General features: G+C 36.3%; 11 protein-coding genes. 8 read left to right on the top strand and 3 right to left on the bottom strand.

Annotated elements, in window-relative coordinates; all coding sequences use genetic code 11:
* The first annotated feature begins 52 nt into the window (after positions 1-52).
* Positions 53-1,276, top strand: coding sequence for a hypothetical protein (locus ACJJVP_RS01400; RefSeq protein WP_405410187.1), 1,224 nt, complete (start codon positions 53-55; stop codon positions 1,274-1,276).
* Between the two features lie 31 nt (positions 1,277-1,307).
* Positions 1,308-2,813, top strand: coding sequence for an OmpP1/FadL family transporter (locus ACJJVP_RS01405; protein WP_405410188.1), 1,506 nt, complete (start codon positions 1,308-1,310; stop codon positions 2,811-2,813).
* Between the two features lie 52 nt (positions 2,814-2,865).
* On the opposite strand, the gene ACJJVP_RS01410 is transcribed toward ACJJVP_RS01405, so the two are convergent.
* Together ACJJVP_RS01410 and ACJJVP_RS01415 are read right to left on the bottom strand one after the other, a co-directional pair.
* Complete coding sequence (locus ACJJVP_RS01410) at positions 2,866-4,302, bottom strand: T9SS type B sorting domain-containing protein (RefSeq protein WP_405410190.1); 1,437 nt, start codon at positions 4,300-4,302, stop codon at positions 2,866-2,868.
* A 124-nt stretch (positions 4,303-4,426) separates the two neighbouring features.
* The gene (locus ACJJVP_RS01415) at positions 4,427-6,229 is read right to left on the bottom strand and encodes a T9SS type B sorting domain-containing protein (protein ID WP_405410192.1); all 1,803 of its coding nucleotides are present in this window, start codon (positions 6,227-6,229) and stop codon (positions 4,427-4,429) included.
* Between the two features lie 134 nt (positions 6,230-6,363).
* Here ACJJVP_RS01415 and folE point away from each other — a divergent pair, with 134 nt between their 5' ends.
* Positions 6,364-7,044: a GTP cyclohydrolase I FolE gene (folE, locus tag ACJJVP_RS01420; RefSeq protein ID WP_405410194.1), complete on the top strand. Its 681-nt coding sequence runs from the start codon at positions 6,364-6,366 to the stop codon at positions 7,042-7,044.
* Positions 7,045-7,058: 14 nt separating this feature from the next.
* A complete protein-coding gene (cysS, locus tag ACJJVP_RS01425) occupies positions 7,059-8,537 on the top strand; it encodes a cysteine--tRNA ligase (RefSeq protein ID WP_405410195.1) in 1,479 nt (492 codons plus the stop codon).
* 2 nt (positions 8,538-8,539) lie between these two features.
* On the opposite strand, the gene ACJJVP_RS01430 is transcribed toward cysS, so the two are convergent.
* Positions 8,540-9,463, bottom strand: coding sequence for an AraC family transcriptional regulator (locus tag ACJJVP_RS01430; protein ID WP_405410197.1), 924 nt, complete (start codon positions 9,461-9,463; stop codon positions 8,540-8,542).
* A gap of 200 nt (positions 9,464-9,663) precedes the next feature.
* Between ACJJVP_RS01430 and ACJJVP_RS01435 the strand changes: the two genes are divergently transcribed.
* The 4 genes from ACJJVP_RS01435 to lgt all read left to right on the top strand — a co-directional run bounded on the left by ACJJVP_RS01435 (position 9,664) and on the right by lgt (position 13,124).
* On the top strand, positions 9,664-11,187 hold the full coding sequence (locus ACJJVP_RS01435) for an aldehyde dehydrogenase family protein (RefSeq protein ID WP_405410198.1): 1,524 nt from the start codon (positions 9,664-9,666) through the stop codon (positions 11,185-11,187).
* Between the two features lie 13 nt (positions 11,188-11,200).
* Positions 11,201-11,575, top strand: a complete 375-nt coding sequence (locus ACJJVP_RS01440; protein WP_405416114.1) for a DUF779 domain-containing protein — start codon at positions 11,201-11,203, stop codon at positions 11,573-11,575.
* Between the two features lie 104 nt (positions 11,576-11,679).
* On the top strand, positions 11,680-11,913 hold the full coding sequence (gene yidD, locus ACJJVP_RS01445) for a membrane protein insertion efficiency factor YidD (protein WP_245233005.1): 234 nt from the start codon (positions 11,680-11,682) through the stop codon (positions 11,911-11,913).
* 248 nt (positions 11,914-12,161) lie between these two features.
* A complete protein-coding gene (gene lgt / locus ACJJVP_RS01450; RefSeq protein ID WP_405410200.1) occupies positions 12,162-13,124 on the top strand; it encodes a prolipoprotein diacylglyceryl transferase in 963 nt (320 codons plus the stop codon).

The following is a 13,124-nucleotide window of genomic DNA, read 5'->3' on the forward strand; positions in this document are numbered from 1 at the left end:
TTTTGATCCGATGATATATTCTCTACCCCACAACAAACTTCGCAATATAACAATGTTGGTAACCCTAGCTGTTTTAACAGTCTCTTGCGGCTCATACCAACAATCTTCTTATTACAATAATGATGGTATCTATTCCGATGAAGCACCCTCAAACGTTGAAAGAAGACCTAATCAAGAATATTATGATAATTCAGAAACAAACACGTATTCTGATTTTTTTGGTGAAAAGGCCAATCAATACGATGAAATTTTAGATAATGAAATATTTACCGATGTTGATTCTTATTCCAGTAACAATTTAGATGAAGAAATATCAGATGAGCAATTAACCGATTACTACGCTAATACCAATGATTATGAGGGTTATGGTAGCTGGGGTAGCAATAACGCAGATGTAAGCATATATATTCATGACAACGGATGGAATAACTGGGGTTATGGAAATCCTTATGGATGGGGATGGAACAATATTGGTTATACCGGTTATTATGGTAGCGGTTGGGGTCAACCATGGGGATGGAACAGATGGAACAACTGGGGTTACGGCGGCTTCGGATTTGGATGGAACAGCTGGGGGTTTGGCTGGAACAATTGGGGATACGGTCGTGGATATAATTATGGATACGGATATGGTTACGGAAATAGATACTATAACCGTAACAATCGATTCTCAAATAGAAATTACGCATTGAACAACTCAAGAAGAGGTGTATATAACAGAGGTTATGTTAATAATAGTGGTTTGTCTTCAACTGCATTAAGAGGAAGGTCTAATGTAAATACAAGTGGAAATTCTTCTAGATATCGAAGCACCACCTCTCGTTCTGCAACAGCAAGAAGCTCTGCTTCAACACGTAGCTCAAGAACATACTCTGGTAGTTCAACAACAAGAAGAACGGTTGGTGTTGACCAGAACAGAGCTTATAGAACAAGTAGAAGCACGAGAGCTACACCAAGATATAGTAGTTCTTCAAGAACTTATAGTAGCAGACCAAATTCATCTAGAAGTAGTACAGCAAGGTCTAGTAGCAGAGTTGCCGTACCAAGAACATCAACTTATAGAAACTCTGGCAGCACCTCTAGAAGTTATTCTTCCGGAAGAAGTTCGAGTAGTGGCAACTCGCGTAGCTCTAGAAGCAGTAGTTACAGTTCTGGAAGAAGCAGTTCAAGCGGTAGCTCTTACAGAAGTTCAGGCAGTAGCTCAAGAAGTTCTAGCAGTGGATCATCATCTAGATCTTCTGGTTCATCTAGAAGCAGTAGCAGCAGAAGAAACTAAAATCGAATTTTTTTTAAATTGAAATATTGCTATGAAAAGATATTTAACTTTCGTAATACTAATGTCTTGTGCCATCTGCAGTGCACAAAATATAAATGATGCTTTAAGATATGGCACAGAAAATTTACAAGGTACTGCCCGGTTTCAAGCCATGGGCGGAGCATTTGGAGCGTTAGGCGGTGATTTATCTTCACTAAACATTAATCCTGCTGGATCTGCTGTTTTTAATAATAGTCTTTTTACAATAACTGGCTCTAACTACAATACCAATAACGATGCTCGTTATTTTGGTGACGCGTTAATTACAAAAGACAATAATATAGAAATAAATCAATTCGGCGGTGCATTTGTATTCAAAAATACTAATACTAATTCTGATTGGAACAAATTCACTCTTGCCTTTAATTATGACATTGTAGACAATTTTGATAATGAATATTATATTTCTGGAAGCAGTACAGAAGGAATCGATACCTACTTTTTAGAATTTGCAGGTGGCACTCCATTTGGATCAATTCTCGTACAAGATAATGAGTTTCTTGAAGAAGCTTATTTGAACATAGGCTCAGCACAAGGTTTTAGTGATCAACAAGCTTTTTTAGGATATTATGGTGGTATTCTAGACCCAGAAACTGAAGATGATGGTAACACCAACTATATAAGTAACAGTCTTTATGATAGGGTAGAGCAAGATTTTCTAAGAAGAACAAACGGCTACAATAGCAAGTTCACTTTAAACATGGCATCTCAATATAAAGAGAATATACACATGGGAGCTTCTTTAAATTTTCATAGTGTACTGTATTCTCAATATGACGAATTTACAGAAAGTGGATATGAGCCAAATTCAGCGATACAAAGAACCACCTTCGATAATTTTTTACAAACTGAAGGAAATGGCTTTTCTTTTAGTCTTGGGGCAATTGCAAAATTGAATAATAATGTACGTTTAGGCGGAAGCTACCAATCTCCTACTTGGTACCGATTAGAAGACAATACTTCTCAACGTATTAATTCTGATTTAGCAGATGCTGACATTAATTTCATAAGTTTCAATATCGTAAATGTTTTTGAAAAATATACTGTAAAAACACCAAGTAAATTGACGGGTAGTTTAGCTGTTATTTTCGCAAAAGATGGTTTATTAAGTTTCGACTACGGTTATCAAGATTTTTCTCAATCAGAGTTACGCCCTACTAACGACCCAAGTTTCCAAACTGTCAACATACAAATTGCTAACGATTTGGGTGCTGTTTCTACATTTAGACTTGGTGGTGAATATAGAATTGAACAAGTTAGTTTAAGAGCTGGTTATCGTTTTGAGCAGAGTCCGTATGCAAACGGAAATACTATTGGAGACCTAAATGCCGTTTCTGGTGGTATAGGTTATAATTTCGGAGGCAGCAAATTAGATTTCGCGCTTAGCCGTTCTCAACAAGATATTAATGAAAGATTATTCAATGCTGGCATTACAACACCCGCAACGATTAACAGAAGTATAACCAACGCGACTTTAAGTTACACGATTAATTTCTAAAGCAAAAAATACTTGTATATAAAAAAGGGAAGCTAATTAGCTTCCCTTTTTTTTATCTTTTAAGAGAAAAATGTGTCTTCCTAGTTTTAGCGACCAAAAGGCTTTCTTCTTGTTCCTCGTATTCAAAACGAAACCAGTAATCGGTTGATGGCATTTGTTGACCGTTATAATTTCCGTCCCAGCTATCGGTTGCTCCTAACTGTTTTAACAACTTACCATAACGATCGAATATAAAAACAACTGTATTACTTAAAGTCTCAATACCTTCAATATTCCAATTGTCATTAATTCCATCCCCATTTGGTGTAAAAAACTTCGGGTAACCAACCACTAAAAACTCTATAGGATCAGTAATTCCGCATCCATTTTTATCATTTATAACGACCGTATTAATCCCTGGCGGCACATTCATGAAAATTGGATTATCCTGAAACACACCATCGTTGATAGCATATTCGTAATCACCATCTCCATCAATAAAAAACTCAATGTTATTTTGATCCGGATCAATCGAAAGGTTAGTGTCCAAGGTCTCGACCCTGTCTAAAATAGGTGTTCCAAAAAATGTAATTAAAACTCCGCTTTCATCAGCCACAGTTGGTGGTGAACCAGTGACTGTAGTAATCGAAGCAAAATAACGACCTGAATTAGGGCTCGAAACAATAAGTTCGGCGCCAAAATCACCAGAACCGACAAGCGTATCATCAATAACACCATCATCTTCGTAATCTACCGTCCATTCTACACTGTCAATATCAGCACCCGCTGGTGAATTCAATGCGCTTATTGTAATAGGATCATCACCCTCACAAGCAACAATATCCAAACCTAAAAACTCATCTCTTAATGTACAGTCTAAGGCCGTATCTTGATTCGCATTTACTGAACTACCGGTAAAAGTTAGCATAAAAGGTTCAGGATCACCTGTAAAGTTGTCTGCAAAATTATTTATTAATATATAATAAATTTCACCTGGCACCACATCTAAATACTCATCATACGTATTTTGACTACCTGTTAAAGATGCCCTACCCTCTTCACCACTTTCAGGATTTACCCCCAGTCCGGTAAAATTGGTATCATTTACCTCATAATTACATCGAATTGGTTGCGCTGTACCATTACTAATATCTGCACAATCGACATCTGGTCCATAAACAGCAAAATCCCATTCTGCCGTAGGCGTAGACCCTGAGCTAGGAAGAGCCTCAATATCAAAACCCACTTGACCCCCAGTACCCGCCCTAAAGACGAACCATGAAGTATTGAACTCTATATTTGCGGAAGAAAGACTACCTTTTTCAAGACAACCTGTTTGAAGAATTTCATCGGGATCAAAATCATCGACATCACCTGTTCCACCAGCAATACCCATAATAGGTTGATCGGCACAAACAGGAATAGCCGTTCTACAATCGGCTGAATTTTGTGCAGTTGCATTCCAATAAAAAAGAAATAAACAACATATAGAACAAAGAAGTGTTCTCATAAAAGTGTAACTAATTAGTATACGTAATGTATATTATAACTACACATAGCAATCTTTAGTATCTTTCAACGAAGATTCTGGTATTTAATCGATAAAATACACTTTTTCAGTCTAAAAACGATGCTTAACGTTTTAAACTAAAATGATTATTAATGTACGATGCATTTGTGTTCTCCCCTAAAGAATTGGTATAAGAAAGTTTAAACCAATAGTCTGATTCTGGTAACAAGGTTCCATTAAAAGAACCATTCCATCCGCTAGAATTTTCAAATATTTGATATAATAATTTACCATAGCGGTCATAAATTGTAATTACAGGATTATCTAAAGCAGACAAACCATCTACTCTCCAAATATCGTTTACATTATCACCATTAGGCGTAAAGAACTTTGGAAAACCAACTACAACAATATCCCTAGTATCGAATCCACAACCATTAATATCACGGACTGTAATGGTATGCTCTCCAGGAAATAAATCATTAAAAACCCCATTACTTTGAGGTGTTTCATCATCTACTTGAAATTCAAAATCACCATTCTCTGTTAAGAAAACATTTACCACATTAGACGCATCATCTTCATATTCAACAGTTACATCTGAGATAACTGGCGGACTAGAAAAAACAACGCTAACCGAGCGTACTGTTACGCACTGTATCAAACCTTGGGTATTGGTTACTGACAAAGTATAAACGCCTGGCTCTGCAACGGTAATCAATGAAGAGGTTTGTCCCGAACTCCATTCATAACTAAAATCGGCATCGGGTATACGTTGACCTATTGTTACAATAGGCTCGTCTCCGCATATAAACACTTCTGTATCGAAATCTAAAACAGGTAATTCAATTCCGTTAATCGTAAAAGATTCAGAAGCATCAAAACACATTGAATTTTCAATCGATGTGGTTCTTACATAAATAGTTTGTGCAACTTGAATTGGAATATATTCTTTAGATAGCGCATTGGCACCATCAACTGCATCTTCAAAACTTTCATGATAAGACACCCTGAACTCAAATTCACTTTGTTCACCTAAAGCTTCAGTATCTTTCAAATTTAAGTCGATAACCGTACCATCCAAACAAGCAGTTTTGTCTTCCAAAGAGAACGTTTCTGGCGAAGGGGCATAAGCGACCTGCGTTTCACTAATCAAATTATTACCCAAAGGTCTTATCACCAAAACACGATACATACCAGAAATAGCAATAGCAAGTTCTGAATCACTTTCACCTGGTATACGTTGATAACCGGCACCAGCATCTAAATACCACTCATATTCTATGGCATCGTCAGTAGTTGCATCTAAAATAACAGTATCATTGTCACAAGCTATAATTGGGGGTCCTAATAAATTATCTATGATATCACAATCTAAAGCAGAGTTTGGAAACTCAACAAATATATTCCCCGAAAATTGAATGGAAAAACCAGAATTATTATTACTGAAATTATTGATCATAAGCAGGTACTCTTCTCCAGGCTCAACGTCCAGCCAATCATCATATTGAATATTTTCTATTCCTGTAGGGTCCTCACCTACTCCTATAAAACTACTATCATCGGAATTATCAAAATAATTACATCTAATCGGTTCGCCTAGTGTACTACAATCATTCGTTTTATATAAAGCAAAATCCCAATCTTCGTTAGAATCAAACCCTATATTGAACCCTAGTTGACCAACTTCTCCTATCTTAAAAGTATACCATGCAGAATTAGTTTCTATAGTACCACTACCCTGAGTGATACAACCTGAAATGGTCGCACCATTAAAATCATCTACTCCGTACCCATTGGTACCACCGTTGACAGGTGTATTATAACAAATAGGCACCGCATTGGCACAATCTGCAGATACTTGTGCAAAACTAGCCGAAAAGGCTAATTGACAAATGAATAAAATGAATAAACCATACTTGGTCATAGGGGGCTTTTCGATTTGGAAAATAAAATTAACTAGACCTTAACGTTATGGCTAATTAATGTTGTGTAATACCCGTTATTCGTTATAAAGTGGCACATATTGTATATCTTTGCAGCTTCTAAAAGATAGATAAAATGAAAATTGAGGATACATTGGAAAATCAATTTGATGAATTAGGAAACGACCATATTTCTGCATCAGAAGATACTCCATTACGTTCAGATGCCTTTGACTTGAATGATGATGAAAAGATTGAACGCATTCGTGAAAATGTACGTGAAATCATGCAAACTTTAGGTTTGGATCTGACAGATGACAGTCTAAAAGGAACTCCTAACAGAGTTGCTAAAATGTACGTGAAAGAAATATTCGGCGGTTTAAACCCTAGCAGCAAACCCAAGGCTTCTACCTTTGATAATAAGTACAAGTACGGTGAAATGTTAGTTGAAAAAAACATTACCCTTTATTCTACTTGCGAACACCACTTACTACCAATTGTTGGTCGAGCACACGTTGCCTATATCTCTAAAGGTACCGTGGTTGGTCTTTCAAAAATGAACCGAATAGTTGATTATTACGCAAAACGCCCACAAGTGCAAGAGCGCTTGAATATTCAAATTGTCAGAGAATTACAAAAAGCCTTAGGCACCGAAGATGTTGCTTGCGTTATCGACGCAAAACACCTTTGTGTAAATTCTAGAGGCATTCGCGATATTGATAGCAGTACTGTAACAGCAGAATACGGCGGTAAATTTAAAGAAGAATTAGTACGTCGCGAGTTTTTAAATTATCTAAATCTAGACACCCACTTTTAATAGCATATAGCTTCATGCAATTGTACGAAAATCAGGAAATCAAAGTATACAATTCCCTAACCGGAAAAAAGGAAGTTTTCAAACCCATAAATGAAGGTCATATAGGTATGTACGTTTGTGGACCCACTGTGTACAGCAATGTACATTTAGGAAACTGTAGAACTTTCATGTCTTTTGATATGATTTTTAGATACTTTAAACACCTGGGCTACAAAGTACGCTATGTTCGCAATATTACAGATGCCGGTCACTTAGTTGATGATGCAGAAGATGGCGAAGATAAAATTGCAAAAAAAGCACGTTTAGAAAAGTTAGAACCAATGGAAGTTGTTCAGCGTTATACCGTAGATTTCCATAATATTTTAGAGAAATTTAATTTTTTGCCTCCAAGTATAGAACCCACGGCAACAGGACATATTATAGAACAAATTGAAATCATTAAGGATATTCTTGAAAAAGGATTTGCATACGAAACAAATGGTTCTGTATATTTTGACGTCGCTAAGTTCAACGAAGAGCATGAGTACGGTAAACTAAGTGGTCGTAAGCTTGAAGATATGATTGCTAACACCCGTGATCTTGCCGCTCAAGATGACAAGCATAATCCGCAAGATTTTGCTTTATGGAAAAAAGCTGAACCGCAACATATTATGAGGTGGCCTTCACCATGGGGAGATGGATTCCCTGGGTGGCATTTAGAATGTACTGCGATGAGCACAAAGTATTTAGGTGAGACATTCGATATACACGGTGGCGGAATGGATTTAAAATTCCCACATCACGAATGTGAGATCGCACAGGCAGAAGCTTGCAATGGTCAAAGTCCAGTAAACTATTGGTTACATGCCAATATGCTGACCTTGAACGGTAGAAAAATGGCAAAATCTACCGGAAATAGCATTTTACCAGGAGAGATTTTTTCTGGTGAGAATGAGATTCTAAGTAAGCCCTTCTCACCGTCTATGGTACGTTTCTTTATGATGCAAGCTCACTACACCAGCATTTTAGATATGAGTAATGATGCTTTACTAGCATCTGAAAAAGGATTTAATAAATTGATGGAGGCTATCAATTCCCTTAAATCCTTAAATACTGGCAAGACTACCGATTTTAATGTTGCCGATTGGAAAGCATCTTGTTATGCTGCCATGAACGATGATTTTAATTCACCTATACTAATTGCGAAATTATTTGATGCCGTTAAGCATATTAACCTTATCAAGGAAGGCACTGAATCTATTACCGCAGAAGATAAACTAGAATTAGAAAGCACTTTACATGGTTTCGTTTTTGATGTTTTAGGTTTAGAAAACAAAAGTAGTTCTGATGCCGATACAGAAAAATTAGGTGGTGTTGTAGAGCTATTGATTGAATTACGTAAATCAGCTAGAGAAAACAAAGATTTTGCCACATCTGATCAAATTCGCGACCAATTGGCTGCATTGGGTATTCAATTAAAAGACGGTAAAGAAGGTACTACATATAGCTTATAATCTTAATCTAAAAATCTAGATTTCTGTATTTTCGACTGGTACGCACCAGGTGCTATGTGCTGCCTTGTTTTAAATACCCGATTAAAGTAAGATCTACTCTCAAACCCGCAATCTAGATAAACATCTTTAATGCTACGCTTTGGATCCCGTAACAATCCTACAGCTAATTTTATGCGCTCATTATTTATAAACTCTACTGGAGAAATACCCAACTCTACTTTAAATGTTCTATAAAAATGAGACGGACTCATACAAGCAATTTTACTAAGGCCATCTACATTTAATGACTTATGCACATTATCTCTAATATAACGGATCACTTCAGTCAGTCTACTCTCTTTATTTATAGACAATGTAGCATTACTATATATTTTACGTTCATTGGTTTGTAAAATTCTAATAATAAGTTCGCGTAACATGTTATCTACAAATACATCTTTAGATGGATGTTCTTCTGAAAACAAAAACAAGAGTCGCTGAATAATTTGAAATATTCCACGATCGTTTACAAAATGAAAATTATAGTCCATGAGCCCCCAAGCTTCTTTATTACTTTTGGGCATACTCTCGTTCATAAACTGTAATACATTATTTATTTTATCTTCAGAAATTGCCATAGCTAAACAACGGGTAGGATTCTTTGCCATTGCTTCTGGAAAATCTATACACATATTTTCATTTGCAGGCAATACCAATGACTCACCTGGTAAAAAATCAAAAGATTCGTAATCACGTAAATGCATTATTTTCTTTCCTTGAATCATACTTGCTAAAACAGGTTGCTCAAATTTCAACAAAACACTTGCGGCTTGTTCATGCGTTTCGAAAACATGCATAGCGGCATTGTTCATGGTATAAGAGGTCTGGTTTTCTACCAAAGTCTCTAATCGTCTTCCTTTTAAAAAATTATCTGACAATTGAATCATCTTATTTTTTATTATAAAATTAAGAAATTTACAAAATTTTATACTTAAAAAAATCATAATATCAATAAATGATAGAATAGTTCACATTATTCATAGAATCGGTCAGACAACCTAAGAAAGTGGTAAGTACATTTAGAATATAAAACAAAACGTACTCCCACTCAGGAGTTTTAAATCTATTAATACTTAAATCATATATTATGAGCACAACAGCAACTGTAGAAAAAGATGTACTTCAAAAACCGAAGTTTAAAAACCAATATGAAAATTTTATTGGAGGTAAGTGGGTAGCACCAAGTAAGGGAGAATATTTTGACAACATTTCACCTGTAGATGGTAAGTCTTTCACAAAAATACCTAGGTCAACAGCAGAAGATATAGACATGGCAATTGATGCTGCATGGAAAGCTGCAACGTCATGGAACGCATCTTCAGCAACAGAAAGAAGCAATATGCTTTTAAAAATTGCAGACAAAATAGAACAAAACTTAGAAGTGCTTGCAAGAGCAGAAACTTGGGATAACGGTAAAGCCATTCGTGAAACTAGAGCCGCAGATTTACCTTTGGCAGTCGATCATTTTAGATATTTTGCGGGCGTCATTAGAGCAGAAGAAGGGTCTGTCAGTGAATTGGATTCTAATACGGTGGCACTAAATGTCACGGAACCACTAGGTGTCGTCGGTCAAATTATACCATGGAATTTCCCATTATTAATGGCTACTTGGAAATTGGCTCCAGCATTGGCTGCCGGTAACTGTGTAGTTTTAAAACCTGCCGAACAAACCCCTGTTGCAATTTTAATTTTAATGGAAATCATTGAAGGTATTTTACCTGACGGTGTATTAAACATTGTAAACGGATTTGGTGCAGAAGCAGGTAAACCATTAGCCTCTAGTCCAAGAATTGATAAAATTGCCTTTACCGGTGAAACTACGACAGGGCAATTGATCATGCAATACGCATCTAAAAATATTACTCCGGTTACCTTAGAGTTAGGTGGTAAATCTCCAAATGTATTTTTTGAAAGTATTATGGATGCTGATGATGAATTCTTTGACAAGTGTTTAGAAGGCGCCAATATGTTTGCCTTAAACCAAGGTGAAGTTTGCACATGCCCATCTCGAATGTTGGTACAAGAAAGTATTTATGACAAGTTTATAGAACGAGTAATAGAACGTACCAAGGCTATTAAAATGGGGCATCCTTTAGATCCAAACACAATGATGGGCGCTCAAGCTTCCAACGATCAATTCGAGAAAATCCTTAGCTATATAGAAATAGGTAAAGAAGAAGGTTGCGAGGTACTTACTGGCGGTTCTCAAGCGTATAACGAAGGTCTAGAAGGTGGTTACTATGTTGAACCGACTATCTTAAAAGGGAATAATAAAATGCGAGTTTTCCAAGAAGAAATTTTTGGTCCCGTTCTTTGTGTAACCACTTTTAAAGATGAAGCCGAAGCTATAGAAATTGCAAATGACACCCTTTATGGTCTAGGTGCAGGCGTTTGGACACGTGACACCCACCAAGCCTATCAAATATCAAGAGCGATAAAAGCCGGTAGAGTTTGGGTCAACTGCTATCACCTGTACCCTGCTCATGCTCCTTTCGGTGGGTATAAAAAGTCAGGTATTGGTAGAGAGAACCATAAAATGATGTTGGCACATTACCGTCAAACCAAAAACATGCTTATCTCTTACGATAAGAAGAAAATGGGCTTCTTTTAAAAAACAATTTATGATGAAAACAAAAAGAGTATTAGTAACCGAAAAAGCGGCTGAAATAATTGCTCAGCTAAAAGAAAAGCATGGCGAACTTATGTTTCACCAAAGTGGTGGCTGTTGTGATGGTTCATCTCCCATGTGTTTTGAAAAAGGAGATTTAATGCTCGATGATAACGATGTTTGGTTGGGCACCATAGAAGGTTGCGATTTTCATATGTCTAAAGATCAGTTTGAATATTGGAAACACACGCAACTAACGGTTGATGTTGTCCCTGGCATTGGTTCTAGTTTTTCATTGGAAATTCCGTTAGGACTTCGATTTTTAATCAAATCTAGATTATACTCTGCAGAAGAAGCAGAACATCTAGACCCCATAAGAATAGGCGCCTAAACCGAAACTATTTCATTTTCAAAAGTCCGGATGCAACTCATCCGGACTTCTTATTTTACACGGTTAGTTGTTTTGTAGTAAATTTGTATTATCAATTTGTCATCGTGAAAATCTCATTAAAAAAAATTCTTATTGCTCCCTTGGTATTTCTAGTCCGGTTTTACCAAGTAGCTATCTCTCCGTATACTCCAGCAACATGTAGATACTCCCCTACTTGCTCTCAGTACACACTTGAAGCATTAAAAAAACACGGTTTATTCAAAGGCGGATGGATGGCAACCAAACGAATTTTTAGCTGCAACCCTTGGGGCGGAAAAGGATATGACCCAGTTCCTTGATTAAGCTTCAAACGCAAAGTCCAAGTTCAAGTCAAAAAAAAGCTAACTAAAGTTAAAAGTTCAGTTGGTCAAAACTCTGACATAGTCAAATAACCAAGTATTTCTTTTATCTAACATCTATTTTCTCTTCTCTCTTTTCTACCCTATATAAACTTAACGCTCTTTTAACCTAGAACAAAACCGATTTCCACAATCTAAAGCCTAGGTAGATTTCTATTTTATTATCTTAGCCTTTCAAAATTCAACACATGCATTTCTTAGGAATTACTTGGAATCCGAATGAGACACTTTTTAACATCGGATTCATACAAATTAAGTATTACAATCTTCTTTGGATTACCGCCTTTGCATTAGGTTGGTTTATCATGAAAAAGATATTCCTAAATGAGAAAAAATCCGTAGAACAATTAGATTCGCTATTTATCTACACGGTTCTAAGTACAATGCTTGGTGCAAGATTGGGGCATGTATTCTTTTATGACTGGGCATACTATTCCAATCATCTTATAGAGATTTTAATTCCTGTTCGCGAAAGTGATACAGGCAGTTTATTATTTGGCATAATAGATGGTTATGAGTTTACAGGCTTTGCCGGTTTAGCCAGTCACGGAGCTACTATTGGTATCATAATCGGTACGTATCTGTACACTAGAAAATACCCGAAATTTAAAATGCTTTGGATATTTGACAGAATGGCTATACCAGTGGCAATTGGTTGTTTCTGCGTACGTCTAGGTAACTTTTTCAATTCTGAAATCAATGGGAAAGTGGTAGATGAAAACTTCATATTCGCTACCAAATTCATTCGAGATTCAGACGACTTACATCCATCAAAAGCATTAGGCATTACACAAGAAAAAACATTGAATGCGGCTTATGCAGCAATAGAAAACAACCCACAGTTTTCACAGTATTTAGCTGAGATACCATACCGTCATCCGGCACAATTGTATGAAGGCATAGGTTACTTGTTCATATTCATTCTTTTATATTTCCTATACTGGAAAACCGATAAGAAGAATAAACCAGGCTATTTGTTCGGCTTGTTCTTTGTATTACTTTGGACGGTTCGTTTCTTTGCAGAATTTGTAAAGAAAAGTCAAGGTGGGTTTGAAGAATCTTTAGGCTTACTTTCTACCGGGCAATGGTTGAGTATTCCTTTTATTCTAATTGGATTATACTTCATGTTTAAAAAAACTAAAACCGCATAG

Origin of the sequence: Maribacter sp. Asnod1-A12 (assembly GCF_045063735.1) — a bacterium.
Lineage (GTDB): Bacteria > Bacteroidota > Bacteroidia > Flavobacteriales > Flavobacteriaceae > Maribacter.